This is a genomic window from Trinickia terrae (genome assembly GCF_005144415.1).
GTDB classification, from domain to species: domain Bacteria; phylum Pseudomonadota; class Gammaproteobacteria; order Burkholderiales; family Burkholderiaceae; genus Trinickia_A; species Trinickia_A terrae.
On sequence record NZ_SWJE01000009.1, the window covers coordinates 59,037 to 73,713 of the forward strand.

The 14,677-nt window shown below is 65.6% G+C and carries 10 protein-coding genes; 3 read left to right on the forward strand and 7 right to left on the reverse strand.

Features of this window, described 5'->3' with window-relative positions; genetic code table 11:
- Window positions 1-320 precede the first annotated feature (320 nt).
- A complete protein-coding gene (locus tag FAZ69_RS17785) occupies window positions 321-848 on the reverse strand; it encodes a plasmid mobilization protein (RefSeq protein ID WP_136896401.1) in 528 nt (175 codons plus the stop codon).
- Between the two features lie 392 nt (window positions 849-1,240).
- On the opposite strand from FAZ69_RS17785, the gene FAZ69_RS17790 reads away from it, so the two are divergent.
- On the forward strand, window positions 1,241-3,712 hold the full coding sequence (locus tag FAZ69_RS17790; protein ID WP_136896402.1) for a penicillin-binding protein 1A: 2,472 nt from the start codon (window positions 1,241-1,243) through the stop codon (window positions 3,710-3,712).
- Window positions 3,713-4,202: 490 nt separating this feature from the next.
- Here the strand turns inward: FAZ69_RS17790 and FAZ69_RS17795 are convergent, their stop codons facing one another.
- The 3 genes from FAZ69_RS17795 to mfd all read right to left on the reverse strand — a co-directional run bounded on the left by FAZ69_RS17795 (window position 4,203) and on the right by mfd (window position 10,235).
- Window positions 4,203-5,216 carry a threonine/serine dehydratase family protein gene (locus FAZ69_RS17795; RefSeq protein WP_136896403.1) on the reverse strand — a complete coding sequence of 338 codons (1,014 nt, stop codon included), beginning with the start codon at window positions 5,214-5,216 and terminating at the stop codon, window positions 4,203-4,205.
- Window positions 5,217-5,280: 64 nt separating this feature from the next.
- Window positions 5,281-6,540, reverse strand: a complete 1,260-nt coding sequence (gene argE / locus FAZ69_RS17800; protein WP_136896404.1) for an acetylornithine deacetylase — start codon at window positions 6,538-6,540, stop codon at window positions 5,281-5,283.
- A 209-nt stretch (window positions 6,541-6,749) separates the two neighbouring features.
- Complete coding sequence (gene mfd / locus FAZ69_RS17805) at window positions 6,750-10,235, reverse strand: transcription-repair coupling factor (protein ID WP_136896405.1); 3,486 nt, start codon at window positions 10,233-10,235, stop codon at window positions 6,750-6,752.
- Between the two features lie 188 nt (window positions 10,236-10,423).
- Between mfd and ispD the strand changes: the two genes are divergently transcribed.
- Entirely contained in the window at window positions 10,424-11,143 is a 720-nt protein-coding gene (gene ispD, locus FAZ69_RS17810; protein ID WP_240702308.1) for a 2-C-methyl-D-erythritol 4-phosphate cytidylyltransferase, read from the forward strand.
- A 48-nt stretch (window positions 11,144-11,191) separates the two neighbouring features.
- Entirely contained in the window at window positions 11,192-11,680 is a 489-nt protein-coding gene (gene ispF, locus FAZ69_RS17815) for a 2-C-methyl-D-erythritol 2,4-cyclodiphosphate synthase (protein ID WP_136896406.1), read from the forward strand.
- Window positions 11,681-11,689: 9 nt separating this feature from the next.
- Here ispF and FAZ69_RS17820 read toward each other — a convergent pair whose 3' ends face one another.
- The 3 genes from FAZ69_RS17820 to ompR form a co-directional block, all read right to left on the reverse strand.
- A complete protein-coding gene (locus tag FAZ69_RS17820; RefSeq protein WP_136896407.1) occupies window positions 11,690-12,238 on the reverse strand; it encodes a peroxiredoxin in 549 nt (182 codons plus the stop codon).
- 105 nt (window positions 12,239-12,343) lie between these two features.
- Window positions 12,344-13,693: an ATP-binding protein gene (locus tag FAZ69_RS17825; RefSeq protein ID WP_136896408.1), complete on the reverse strand. Its 1,350-nt coding sequence runs from the start codon at window positions 13,691-13,693 to the stop codon at window positions 12,344-12,346.
- Between the two features lie 37 nt (window positions 13,694-13,730).
- Window positions 13,731-14,465, reverse strand: coding sequence for an osmolarity response regulator transcription factor OmpR (gene ompR, locus FAZ69_RS17830; RefSeq protein ID WP_374193471.1), 735 nt, complete (start codon window positions 14,463-14,465; stop codon window positions 13,731-13,733).
- Window positions 14,466-14,677 lie beyond the last annotated feature (212 nt).

Consider the following 14,677-nt stretch of genomic DNA (forward strand, 5'->3'; position numbering starts at 1 on the left):
GCGCGACGCGGATGTCGGGGCGGGCGTGCGAATTGCAATAGCCGTGCGGGCATTTCATGAATATGGCCTGACAAGCGCCTGTGCACGGTGTATCGCGGCGCATCGCCGCTCGCGCCAATTACGCCATTCGAGCTTTACGCGGCGGATATTACAGCATGGGATCGCTTAAAGAATGCTTAAACATAGGTTGCGGGGCGATTTCAAACGTTCGCGAAGATAACGGCAAAGCGTGCACAAACCAATCGAGCATGGAGCGAGAATGTCTTAGACCGTTCCGGAGCCGCTTGGTTGGCAATGCTTTCGATTTTGAAAGGGAAATGTCAGGCGAACTGGCCACCTTCTTCGGCAGGGCCGGGCGCGTTGCCGCAGTCTTCGGAATCGGCGTCGGCGCGAGCTTTCAACGCGGCCGCTTTCGAGCGAGGACGGGGCTGCTGAGCCGCTCGTTTCGACGTGACCCGTTCGACGGCCTCAAGTGTCAGCCGGCTCTCGCGGTGCTCGTCATCGGACTCGGCGAGCGCGCGCCCAACCGCTGCGCCGACAGACGCGCGCGCCTGCGCGCCGTCGCGCCCGGTCTCGGCCGAGGTCGCGGGCGCGGGCGCGGGCGCCGCACGCGGCGCCGCTTTCGCCACGCGCCGCAGCGTTTCGTTCAGCGCATCCGGCGCTTTCGGCGCGCGGAGCCGATCGACGATGCTCGCGGCCTTGACCTGTTCGCCCGTCGCATCGAACTCGAGCACCGCCCGCCGCATCAGTTCGCTGACGCTGATGCCAAGCCGCTGCGCCGTGGTCGAGATCGCGAGCTTCTGGGCAGGCGTGACGAAGATGACGATGCGTTCGCTGGACTTGTTCATGGTTGGCTCGCGGGCTCGGCGCACTCGATTCAACGTGGTGCGCCTGGGGTCGGGCGGCGTGCAACGGTTTCCATCATATGACGAGTTCCGCCGCCGCGAAACGAGCAGCCTGTCAAATGGCTGTCGTATCAACGAGTTGGTGAGGTTTTCTGGCTTTTTTCCACAGGCCTTTCAACATATTCTGTTGATAACCCGGGCTCATCGCCCGAGTATGTGCGGCAGCGCGCCGAATTACCCTGCGGGGCGTGATCGCGCGGGAATTCTTACAAAAAAAGTTCGTTGACAGCGGTACGGTTTTATTAAAATGCGCTGTTGCGTCGCACACATAGACGATCCACACGCGCGCTGCGGCACGCTACAGGCGCTTAAGAGCCGCGCCCACCTTTCCTGTCATGCCTATCATTAAACGACCGCAATCCTCGCACGAATCGGCAGACGACCGAGACTCCAACCGACGCAACTCCGAAGGCCAATCTGCCCCCCGCGGCCGCTCGATCGGCACGCGCATCGCGCTCACATTCGCCGGCCTGTTCGCGACGCTGGCCGTGGTCGGCGCGCTGATCGTCGGCTATGCGCTCGTCGTGATGGGGCCGCAGCTGCCGTCGCTCGACGCCTTGACCGATTACCGGCCGAAGGTGCCGCTGCGCGTCTACACGGCCGACCACGTGCTGATCGGCGAATTCGGCGACGAGCGCCGCAGCCTCGTGCGCTTCCAGGACATCCCCGACATCCAGAAGAAAGCGGTGCTCGCGATCGAGGACTACCGCTTCTACGAGCACGGTGGCGTCGACTTCATCGGCATCCTGCGCGCGGGCATGACCGACTTCATGCACGGCGGCGCTTCGCAGGGCGCGAGCACGATCACGATGCAGGTCGCGCGCAATTTCTTCCTGTCGAGCGAGAAGACCTATACGCGCAAGATCTACGAAATGATGCTTGCGTACAAGATCGAGAGCGCGCTGACCAAGGATCAGATTCTCGAGTTGTACATGAACCAGATCTACCTGGGCGAGCGCGCCTACGGCTTCGCGGCCGCGGCGCGCGTCTACTTCGGCAAGGACTTGAAGAACATCACGCTCGCCGAGGCGGCGATGCTGGCGGGCCTGCCGAAGGCGCCGTCGGCGTACAACCCGATCGTCAATCCGAAGCGCGCGAAGATCCGTCAGGAGTACATCCTCAAGCGCATGCTCGATCTGAACTACATCACGCAGGCGCAGTACGACCAGGCGGTGAAGGAAGAGCTTCACACCAAGGCGTCGGGCAACGAGTACAGCGTGCACGCCGAGTACATCGCTGAAATGGTGCGCCAGCTCATGTACGCGCAATACAAGGACGAGACCTACACGCGCGGACTTAGCGTCGTCACGACGATCGATTCGGCCGACCAGGACGCCGCCTATCGCGCGGTGCGCAAGGGCGTGATGGACTATGAGCGGCGCCACGGCTACCGCGGGCCGGAGGGTTTCGTCCAACTGCCCGGCAACGCCGACGACCGCGACCAGGCCATCGACGACGCGCTCGCCGATCACCCCGACGACGGCGAGATCGTCGCGGCTGTCGTGACCGAGGCGAGCCCGTCGTCGGTGACGGCGCAGTTCGTCGACGGCAGCACGGTGACGGTGAAGGGCGACGGCCTCAAGTTCGCGGCAGCGGCGTTGAGCCCGCGCGCGAACCAGGCGCAGCGCGTCCGTCCCGGCTCGATCGTGCGCGTGATGCCGGGCGCGAAGGACGACACGTGGCAGATCACGCAGCTGCCGCAAGTGGAGGGCGCGCTCGTCTCGCTGACGCCGCAGGACGGCGCGATCCGCGCGCTCGTCGGCGGCTTCGACTTCAACAAGAACAAGTTCAACCACGTCACGCAGGCCTGGCGTCAGCCGGGTTCGAGCTTCAAGCCGTTCATCTATTCGGCGGCGCTCGACAAGGGCCTGGGACCGGCGACGATCATCAACGACGCGCCGCTGTACTTCCCGCCGAGCTCGCCGGGCGGCGATGCGTGGGAGCCGAAGGACGACGACCAGCCTGACGGCCCGATGCCGATGCGCATTGCGCTCGAGAAGTCGAAGAACCTCGTGTCGATCCGCATCCTCTCGTACATCGGCACGAAGTACGCGCAGGACTACGTCACGCAGAAATTCGGCTTCGACGCCGACAAGACGCCGCCGTACCTGCCCATGGCGCTCGGTGCGGGGCTCGTCACGCCGCTGCAGTCGGCCGGCGCGTATTCGGTGTTCGCGAACGGCGGCTACCGGATCAATCCGTATTTGATCGCCGAAGTCGACGACGCGCGCGGCCAGCCGGTCTCGAAGGCGCAGCCGATCGTCGCGGGCCAGAACGCGCCGCGCGCGATCAGCCCTCAGAACGCGTACATCATGAACAGCCTGCTGCATTCGGTGGCGACCTCTGGCACGGGCGCGGGCACCAACGTGCTGAAGCGTTCGGACCTCTCGGGCAAGACGGGGACGACCAACGATGCGAAGGACGGCTGGTTCGCCGGCTATCAGCCGTCGCTCGTGGCGGTCGCTTGGATGGGCTACGACCAGCCGAAGAGCCTCGGCAGCCGCGAATTCGGCGCGCAGCTCGCGCTGCCGATCTGGGTCGAGTACATGGGACGCGCGCTGCGCGGCATCCCGCAGCAGCAAATGGCGATGCCCGATGGCGTGACGACCGTCGACGGCGAGCTCTACTACGCGGACATGGTGCCGGGCAACGGCTTCGTCGCGAGCATTGGGCTGGATTCCGGCAATGCGCTGGCTGCGGCGAGCGATGCGGTGGGCACCATCGGGCCGGCGGGGCTGCAGACGCCGTCTGTCTCGCAAGGCGAAAAGCAGCAGATCATGGATATGTTCGAGAGCAACAAGCCTTGATCCGAGTGCATGCATCGTTTGGCGATGCATGGAACAAGCCCGCGGAACGCGCGATCGAGCGCACCGCGGGCTTTTTTCATGTCCTTTATGTTCTTTGTTTGTCAGCGGATAAATTCGTTGTGCGCTCAACCACTTACGAAGTTCACTCAGAGCTTATCAACAAGCCTGTCAACAAAATCTGTGGATAAGAAGAGGGGCTTCGAGCGTTCTCATCGAGGCTGCCGCGCTCTGCACCGCATGCAACAAACGCAAGCCGTTCAATGACTTGACGACCCTTTCCAGCGCTTATCAACAGCCCTTTCAACAAAAGATGGGGATAACCGTGGAGCGAAGGTGCGGTCTTGACGCGTAGAAAAGCGCGCAAAGATGCATTTGGCGTCGCGGGACAAAAACCGAATCGCGTCAACGCTCTGGCGCAGTTGTCAGAGACTTTTCAACAGCCTCTTCAACACAATCTGGGGATAACGCAGCGTAGCGGCGTCAGGGGGCGTCAGGGCTTTGCGCCTTCGATCTGCGAGGCGAAAGTCGCGGGGTCCGTATTGGTCCCGCACAACAGCACGCCGACTCGTTTGCCCTGCAGTGCCTCGCGCAACGGCCCGAGCAGCGCCGCCGTGGCTGCCGCGCACGCGGGCTCGACCGCGAGCTTGAGGTTCGCGAAGAGCTTGAGCATGGCCGAGCGCAGCTCGTCGTCCGACACCGTCACGAGGCGATCGATATGCCGCCGGCACAGCTCGTAGCTGTACTGCTCGGTGTAGGGCGCCATCAGCGAATCGGCGATCGTGTGCATCGGTCCCATCTTGACCGTGTGATTGGCGGCGAAGCTCTTGCCCATCGCGTCGGAGCCTTCCGGCTCGACACCATAGACGTGCACGCGCGGATTCGCGAGGCGCAGCGCCGTCGATACGCCGGCCGCGAGCCCGCCGCCGCCGATCGGCAGAATCACCGCGTCGAGATCGGGTGTTTGCGTGGCCCACTCGTAGCCGAGCGTCGCGGTGCCGAGCACGGTGCGATAGCCGTTGAACGGATGCACGTAGTAGCGGCCTTCCTCGGCTTCGATGCGGCGCACCAGCTCGAAGGCCTCGGCGGGAGAGTCGGCTGTCACGACTTCGGCGCCGTACTGCCGGCATAGCGCGATGCGCGCGGGGCTGGCGGTACGGAAGGTCACCACTTTCGCGCCGATGCCAAGACGCATGGCCGCATAGGCCACCGCCGCCGCATGATTGCCGCCCGACACGCAGGTCACGCCCGCGCTGCGTTGCGCGGCATCGAGCCCGAGCAGGTTCGTGAACGCGCCGCGCGCCTTGAAGCTGCCGCTCGCCTGCAGCAGCTCGAACTTGAAGTTGACGTGGGTCCCCTCGAGCGACGGAAAGTCCTGCCGCTCGAACACCGGTGTGCGCAAGACCCACGGCGTGAGCGCGAAGTGCTGCGTGGCGATCGCATCCAGCGTGGGGATCGGTTCGCCGTCAATCGTGTGATTGGTGTGCTGCGGCGTGGCGGTGGACATGGGCGTGTGGGTGTCGTTGTGATGTGGAGTTGCTGTGCGCTCGGCCGGGGAACCGCCGCACGCGTTACGTGTGCGCTTCCACCGACATGCTGTGGATGAACTTGCGCAAGAATCTTTCGCAGGCGATCAGCTGATCGAGCTCGACATACTCGTTGGGCTTGTGCGCCTGCTCGATGTTGCCGGGTCCGCAGACGATGCTCGGCACGCCGGCGAGCGCGAAGAGGCCCGCCTCGGTGCCATAGGCGACCTTGCGCTTGGCCTGGTCCGCGGTGAGCGCGCGCACGAGCTGCGTGATGGCGGCCTGTTCCGAAGCATCGAGTCCAGGCGCCGCGGCGATCTTCGAGAACTCGATCGCGGCATTCGGATGCTCGCGCCGCATCTGCGGCAAGAGCGTGCTCGTCGCGTAATTCTCGATGCGCTTGAAGATCGGCTCGGGATCGAGCGTCGGCAGGTTACGGAATTCGAAGGCGAAGCGGCACTCGGCAGGTACGGTGTTGATCGCGTTGCCGCCTTCGATCGTGCTCGTCTGCGCAGTCGTGAACGGCACGTCGTAGAGCTCGTCGAACGGGCCTTCCGCGCGATAGCGGTCGGCCATGTCGCGGATGTAGCAGATGAGGCGTGCGGCGTATTCGATCGCGTTCAGGCCCTTCGGCGTCAGCGACGAATGCGCCGCGTGGCCGCGCACGCAGCACTGGTAGGCGTTGATGCCCTTGTGCGCGATGATCGGGCGCATGCTCGTGGGCTCGCCGACGATACAGCCATCCGGCTTCACGCCGCGCTTTTGCAGGTCGGCGATCATGAGCGGCGCGCCGGCGCAGCCGATCTCCTCGTCGAACGACAGCGCGAAGTGAATCGGCTTCGCGAGCTTCGCAGCCTGCATCTCGGGCAGGAGCGCGAGCGCCGCGCCGATGAAGCCCTTCATGTCGCAGGTGCCGCGCCCGAACAGCTTGCCGTCGCGCGCTTCGGGCTTGAATGGATCGCTGTCCCATTGCTGGCCGTCGACAGGCACGACATCGGTATGCCCCGACAGCACGATCCCGCCGTTCGTTTCGCCGTCGTGCGCGGGCACGGTCGCGAACAGGTTGGCCCATTGGCCGCGCGCGTCGTGCGTCAGCGTCGCTTCGACGCCGCGCTGGCGCAAGGCGTCGCGCACCGTTTCGATGAGGCCGAGGTTCGGCAGGCGGCTCGTTGTATTCATCGATACGAGACGCTCGACCCAAGGCAGGCTGACGGGCGAGGACTGGGAGGAAGCGGAGGAGGGCGCTGCGGGGGACTGAGAGGCGGCGTGGGGAGCACGATGCGCCTGATCAGCGATCTGTGACATGAGAAAACTCCGGCTCGTGAATCTTTCGATCATACCGAAAAATCAGTGTGCGCCAAAGCGGTCGCCGTGCGCTTGCGGGCGGCGCCGAACGATCGGGCATGGGCATTTTCAGGCGATCGGGGAGCGTGATCGAGCGAGGAGTTTTTGCGGCAGTGCGCAAAAAACGCCCCTTCCGCGAACCGCGCGGAAGGGGTGTCGTGCTGCACGAATCAGCGTGCCGTGGCCGCCTGCGCGCCCTGTTTCGACGGTGCGCCGAGCGCGCGCAACGTTTCCTTGACCGTCGCGACGCGCACCGCCAGATCGGGGCTGCGCGTCTCGATGCGCAGCTTGTCCTGGCCCGCGAGCTTGATGTGCTTGTGCTTCTGCACCATCTCGATGATCCGCATCGCGTCGATCGGCGGATTCGGGATGAACTGCAGGCCGATCACGCTTTCGCCCGCGTCGATCTTCGAAATGCCGAGCGGCTTCGCGGCGAGCCGCAGCCGGTGGGTTTCGATCAGCGCGTGCGCCTGCTGCGGCATCTTGCCGAAGCGGTCGATCAGCTCCTCCTGGATGTTGTCGATCGCGTCGTTGTGCTCGCAGTTCGCGAGCCGCTTGTAGAGCGACAGGCGCTCCTGCACGTCGCCGCAATAGTCGGCGGGCAGGATCGCGGGCGCGTGCAGGTTGATCTCGGTGGTGGCGGCGAGCGGCGCGGTCAGGTCCGGCTCGCGGCCGTCCTTGAGCGCCTTCACCGCGTCGTTGAGCATGTCGGTGTAGAGCTGGAAGCCGATCTCCTGGATCTCGCCCGATTGCTTGTCGCCGAGCACTTCGCCGGTGCCGCGGATCTCGAGGTCGTGCATCGCCAGATAGAAGCCCGAGCCGAGCTCTTCCATCTGCTGAATCGCCTCCAGCCGGCGCTGCGCCTGCTTGGTGAGCGCCTGCGGATCGTGCACGAGCAGGTACGCATACGCCTGGTGGTGCGAGCGGCCGACACGCCCGCGCAGCTGGTGCAATTGCGCGAGGCCGAACTTGTCGGCGCGATGGATGAGGATCGTGTTCGAGCTCGGCACGTCGATGCCGGTCTCGATGATGGTCGTGCAGAGCAGCACGTTCGCGCGCTGCGCCACGAAATCGCGCATCACGCGCTCGAGCTCGCGTTCGTGCATCTGCCCGTGCGCGACCGCGATGCGCGCCTCGGGCACGAGCGCTTCGAGCATCGCGCGGCGGTTCTCGATCGTCTCGACTTCGTTGTGCAGGAAGTAGACCTGGCCGCCGCGCTTCAATTCGCGCAGCATCGCCTCGCGGATCACGCTCTCTTCCTCGCGCCGCACGAAGGTCTTGATCGCGAGGCGCTTCTGCGGCGCGGTCGCGATCACCGAGAAGTCGCGCAGGCCTTCGAGCGCCATGCCGAGCGTGCGCGGGATCGGTGTCGCGGTGAGCGTGAGCACGTCGACTTCGGCGCGCAGCGCTTTGAGCGCCTCCTTCTGGCGCACGCCGAAGCGGTGTTCTTCGTCGATGATGACGAGGCCGAGCCGCTTGAACTGCACTTCCGACGACAGCAGCTTGTGCGTGCCGATGACAATATCGACGCTGCCTTCGTTGATCTGCGAGATCGCCGTGTTCACTTCCTTGCCCGACTTGAAGCGCGAGAGCTCGGCGACGCGCACGGGCCAGTCGGCGAAGCGGTCGGTGAAGGTCTGTGTGTGCTGCTCAGCGAGCAGCGTGGTCGGCGAGAGCAGCGCCACCTGCTTGCCGCCCATCATCGCGATGAAGGCCGCGCGCAGCGCGACCTCGGTCTTGCCGAAGCCGACGTCGCCGCACACGAGGCGGTCCATCGGCTTGCCGCTCGTCATGTCGCCGATCACGGCGGCAATGGCCGCGGCCTGGTCGGGCGTTTCCTCGAAGCCGAAGCTCTCGGCGAACTTCACGTAGTCGCGCGGATCGAGCTTGAACGCGTGGCCTTCGCGGGCCGCGCGCCGCGCGTACAGGTTCAAGAGCTCGGCCGCGGTGTCGCGGATCTGCTGCGCGGCACGGCGCTTGGCTTTTTCCCATTGACCGGAGCCGAGCGAGTGCAGCGGCGCGCTTTCCGGATCGGCGCCGCTGTAGCGCGAGATCACGTGCAATTGAGCGACGGGCACGTAGAGCTTGCTGTCGCCCGCGTATTCGAGGTGCAGGAACTCCGTCTCGCCTTCGCCGAGGTCCATCGTCACGAGACCCATGTAGCGGCCGATCCCATGCTGCGAATGCACGACCGGGTCGCCGACCTTCAGCTCGGAGAGGTCGCGCACCATCGAGTCGACGTTGCTCGCCTGCTCCTGGCGGCGGCGTCCGGCGCGGCGCGCGAGCGGGCCGTAAAGCTCGGTCTCGGTGACGATCGCGAGGCCTTCGCCCGGCAGCGTGAAGCCGTTCGCGAGCGGGGCGACGCCGAGCGAGAAGCGCTCGCCGCTCGTCAGCCAGTCTTCGAAGCTGTCGCTCGAAGTGGGGCGCAGGTGGTTTTCCGCGAGCAGCTGGGCGATGGTTTCGCGGCGGCCCGCCGATTCGGCCGCGAACAGCACGCGGTTGGGCGTGGCGTCGAGGTAGGCGCGCAGCGCGAGCACGGGTTCGTCCGCGTGGCGGTCGATCGCGAGGTTCGGCAGCGGCACGGCCCACGCGCCGCCGCCGCTCGCCGGCAGGACGAGGCGAGCGAACGGCTTCGCGAGCGCGTAGAAATCCTCGTCTGAGAGGAACAGGCGCTGCGGCTCGAGAATCGGCCGCTCGCGGTCGTGCGACAGGAAGTTGAAGCGCTGCTTCGTGTCGGCCGTGAAGCGCCGGATCGAGCTGTCCAGATCGCCGACGAACGCCAGTTGCGCGTTCTCCGGCAGATAGTGGAAAAGCGTGGCCGTTTCGTCGAAGAAAAGCGGCAGATAGTACTCGATGCCGGCTGCCGGCACGCCGTTGCCGATGTCCTTGTAGATCGACGAGCGGCTCGGGTCGCCTTCGAACTCCTCGCGCCAGCGGCTGCGGAATGCCGTGCGCGCCGCTTCGTCGAACGGGAACTCGCGGCCCGGCAGCAGGCGCACCTCGCCGACCGGATAGAGGCTGCGCTGCGTGTCGGGATCGAAAGCGCGGATCGAGTCGACCTGGTCATCGAACAGGTCGATCCGGTAAGGCAGCGGCGAGCCCATCGGATAGAGGTCGATCAGCGAGCCGCGCACGCAGTATTCGCCGGGGCGCACGACCTGGCTCACGTGCTCGTAGCCCGCAAGCGTCAGCTGCGCCTTGAGCTTCGCCTCGTCGAGCCGCTCGCCCTGCTTGAACGAGAACGTATAGGCCGCAAGGAACGCCGCGGGCGGCATCCGGTAGAGCGCCGTCGTGGCCGGCACGAGCAGGATGTCGCAGCGGCCCTCGCCGAGATCGTGCAGCGTCGCGAGCCGTTCGGAAACGAGGTCCTGGTGCGGCGAGAAGGTGTCGTAGGGCAGCGTCTCCCAGTCCGGCAGCACGCGGATGCGCGCGTTCGGCGCGAAGTAGGCGAGCTCCTGCGCGAGCCGCTGGGCGTCGACGGCGCTCGCGCAAACCACCGCGATAAGCGGCGCCTGCTCGCGCCACGCGAGGTGATAGCGGGCGATCAGGAGGGCGTCGGAGGAGCCATGCACGCCGTCGAAGACGAAGCGCTGGCCAGCCTTGACGAGCGCGACTGGCGATGAAAACGGCGAAGACGGTGCGGCGTTCGAGGACATAGAAGAAGAGGGTGCGGCCGTTGATACGAGCGATGCCCGCGCGGGCGATCCGGGCGCGGCGACTCAGGCGCCGCCAAGCCCCGCGCGCAATCCGCAAGTCTACGCGGGTCTTGGTATGGAAGCGAAGGACCTATTATAAAATCCGTCCTTTATTTTTGACTTCGCGGCGCCGCTTCCGCGTGACTTCAGTGACTTCCCAGACCCCGCGCCTTTTCGCCCTGATTCCCTGCGCGGGCACCGGCAGCCGTTCCGGCGCGCCGATGCCCAAGCAATACCGGACCGTCGCCGGCCGCGACCTGCTGCACTACACGCTCGCGGCGTTCGACGCGTGCAGCGAGTTCGCGCAGACGCTCGTCGTCATCGCGCCCGACGACCAGCACTTCGACGCCCGCCGCTTCGCCGGCCTGCGCTTTGCGGTGCGCCGCTGCGGCGGGGCTTCGCGGCAGGCGTCGGTGCTCAACGGGCTCACGGCGCTCACCGACTTCGGCGCGGCCGGCACCGACTGGGTGCTCGTGCACGACGCGGCGCGCCCCGGCATCACGCCGGCGCTGATCCGCTCGCTGATCGCCGCGCTCAAGGACGATCCCATAGGCGGAATCATGGCGCTGCCGGTCGCCGATACGTTGAAGCGCGTCGACGCCGGCACGGGCGGGCACATCGCCCGCACGGAGTCGCGCAATGGCCTGTGGCAGGCGCAGACGCCGCAGATGTTCCGCGTCGGCATGCTGCGCGAGGCGATCCTGCGCGCGCAGCAGGACGGCCACGACCTGACCGACGAAGCGAGCGCGATCGAATGGCTCGGCCATGCGCCGCGTCTCGTGCAGGGGAGCCTGCGCAACTTCAAGGTCACGTATCCGGAAGACTTCGATCTCGCGGACGCGATTCTCAGCCGGCCTAGCGCGCACTGACCCGCTTTCCTGCAACACAACCTTCACTCGAACAAATCGGACTTACGGATGGATTTCAGAATCGGACAAGGCTACGACGTGCACGCACTGGTACCGGGGCGCCCGCTCATCATCGGCGGCGTGACGGTGCCGTACGACCGCGGGCTGCTCGGCCACTCGGACGCGGACGTGCTGCTGCATGCGATCACCGATGCGCTGTTCGGCGCGGCTGCGCTCGGCGACATCGGCCGCCACTTTCCCGATACCGATCCGCACTTCGCCGGCGCGAACAGCCGCGTGCTGCTGCGCGAGTGCGCGGCGCGCATCGCCCGCGCGGGCTTTGCGATCCAGAACGTCGACAGCACCGTGATCGCCCAGGCGCCCAAGCTCGCGCCGCACATCGACGCGATGCGCGCGAACATCGCCGAAGACCTCGGCTTGCCGCTCGATCGCGTGAACGTGAAGGCGAAGACCAACGAGAAGCTCGGCTACCTCGGGCGAGGCGAGGGGATCGAGGCGCAGGCAGCGGTGCTGCTTGCGCGCGCCGTGCAAGGCTGAGCGCCGCGCCTACAGCGTGTCGCCGCCGACCTCGCGGTTGCACGGGCACATCTCGTCCGTTTGCAGGCCGTCGAGGACGCGCAGGATTTCCTGCGGATTCCGGCCGACGTTCAGGTTGTTCACTGAAACGTGCTGGATCGTGTTGTCGGGATCGACGATGAAGGTCGCGCGCAGGGCCACGCCGGTTTCCTTGTCGCGCACGCCCAATTGGTCGATCAGTTCGCCCTTCACGTCGCCGAACGCGTAGTGGTTCAGCTTGTCGAGGTCCTTGTTCTCGCGGCGCCAGGCGAGCTTCACGAATTCGTTGTCGCAACTGCCGCCGAGCAGGACCGCTTCGCGCTCGGCGAACTCCTTCTGCAGTTTGGCGAACGCGATGATTTCCGTCGGGCAGACGAAGGTGAAATCCTTTGGATAGAAATAGATGACTTTCCACTTGCCCGGGAACGACGTTTCGGTGATGTCTTCGAACGCCGATTGGCCGTTTTCTTCGTAATGATTGAAGCCGGGCCGGGCAGCGGTAACGGTGAATGCCTCGAGTTTGTCGCCCACAGTTTTCATGCCGTGACTCCCGAGTGAGTGTTGGGAAAACTATAGGTCTATTGGGTTTACCCGGCAATAGATCAGACCTACCGAGGTCGGCGGGTTTCGCCGGGGGATCGAGCGTCAGCCGCCTCTCGCGAGCGGGAACTCGATCGTGACTTCGAGGCCGGGTCCAGGGGACCGGTTGCGCAGCCGCAGCGCGCCGCGATGGCGCCCCACGAGCCGCTGGACGATCGCCATGCCAAGACCGGTGCCGCTTGCCTGCGTGCGGGCCGTGTCGACGCGATAGAACGGGCGGGTGACGAGCGGCAGCTGATCCTCGGGGATGCCAGGCCCCTCGTCGAGCACCGAGAGCTCCACGCGGGAATGCGACACGCGGGTCTCGAGCATGATGTGCGGGATGCCGTCCGTTTCGCTGTGGCCGTACTTGCGGGCGTTTTCCAGCAAGTTGCCGACCACCCGCCGCACGTCGGTCGCATCGGCTTCGATCACCGCCGACGGCGCGAGCCGGGTGATCAGCCGCACACCATCCTCGGTCGCGAGCCGCGAGGCCATTTCTCCCGCGATCAGCGACAGGTCGACCGGTTCCGGCATGTGCTGCACCGGCCGCGCGTAATCGAGGAAGCGGCCGATGATCATGTCCATCTGCTCGATGTCGTCGATCATCGCGTCCTTGGTCGCCTGGTCGGACGGGCTCATTTCGGTCTCGAGACGCAGGCGCGCGAGCGGGGTGCGCAGGTCGTGCGAGATGCCCGCCAGCATCAGCGCGCGGTCGGCCTCGAGCTGCTCGAGGTCGCGCACCATCTGGTTGAAGCTGCGGTTGGTTTCCGCCGCCACGCCCATGCCTTTCTCGGGCAGCAGCTCCGGCGACTGCCCCGAGCCCACTTTGCGCGCCGCCAGCGCAAGCCGCGCGAACGGCCGGTTCACGAGGCTCGTGATGAACGCCGCGCCGAACAGTGACAGCGCCAGCGCGAACACGCCCCAGCCAGCCCATTGCAGGCCGGTCACGTTGTCGAGCTGATCGCGGTCGAGAGCAACCCAGTAGTCGTCGTCGTCGATCTTGAAGCTGATCCAGACGCCCGGGATGTCGTTGACCGACTGCGCGATGATGGTGTCGTCGCCGAGGCGCCCGCGAATGTCGTGCTCGATCAGCCGGTTGAGCGACTCGTCGGGCTGGAGCTTGTACTTGTCGGTTGCCTCGCGCGGATAGACGCGCACGCCCTCGTTGCTCTCCAGGTCTTGCAGCAGCGCACGCCGCAGATCTGGATCGGAATAAAGCAGCGCGGTGCGTGTGAGCTTGACGACCGCGACGAGCTGCAAGGCCACACGCTGCGCGCGCGGCTCGCGCTCGATCACGCGAAAACTCTGGAACCAGGCGGCGAGGCTCACCGCGATGAGCAGCGCGATCAGCAGGAAGGTGCGCCAGAAGAGCCCGCCGAACGCGTGCGTCAGGAGGCGCCGGTCGATGCGCATGGGCCCTTCGTATGAAGTGAAAACGACAAGCGGGGCGTCAAGCCGCGCCGTCCGGGATGAAGACGTAGCCGAGGCCCCAGACGGTCTGGATGAAGCGCGGGCTGCCCGGGTCGGGCTCGATCAGCTTGCGCAGACGGGAGATCTGCACGTCGAGACTGCGGTCGAACACTTCGTATTCGCGCCCGCGCGCGAGTTCCATCAGCTTTTCGCGCGACAGCGGCTGGCGCGGATGGCGGGCGAACACCTTGAGCACCGAGAACTCGCCGGTGGTGAGCGGAATCTCCTGGCCCGACTTCGTCAGCGTGCGCGTGGCGAGATTCAGCGCGAACTCGCCGAACTCGAAGACCTCAGTCGTTTCCGACGGCGCACCAGGCAATTCCGACGGCGATTGCCGGCGCAGCACCGCGTGAATCCGCGCGACGAGCTCGCGCGGATTGAAAGGTTTCGGGAGGTAGTCGTCCGCGCCCATCTCGAGGCCGACGATGCGGTCGACGTCCTCGCCTTTGGCCGTGAGCATGATGATCGGCGTGCGGTCGTTGCTGCCGCGCAGGCGCCGGCAGATGGAGAGCCCGTCTTCGCCGGGCAGCATCAGGTCGAGCACCAGGAGGTCGAAGCGCTCGCGGACCCACAGCTTGTTCATCGACGGCGCGTTTTCGGCGACGTACACATTGAAGCCTTGCTCGCCGAGATAGCGCCGCAGGAGGTCGCGCAGGCGCGGATCGTCGTCGACTACAAGAATTTTCGAGGGGTTTTTGGTTTCCATGGTCGGCATCTTAGCGCGATTAGAAAGTTGAGCGCGGGCGCGGGATTTCTGGGGTTACAGTCAGTTACAAAATTTACCCGGCAAGTGGCACCGCGTAAAGCATGCTTGCGTACACTCCTTTACGGAAGCCGGCCATTCGGTAGATACTTCAATCATCATCATCTATTCACATCCGATACACCCGACTTTCTCACCGGGTTCGCACAAGTAATTCGAGGTAG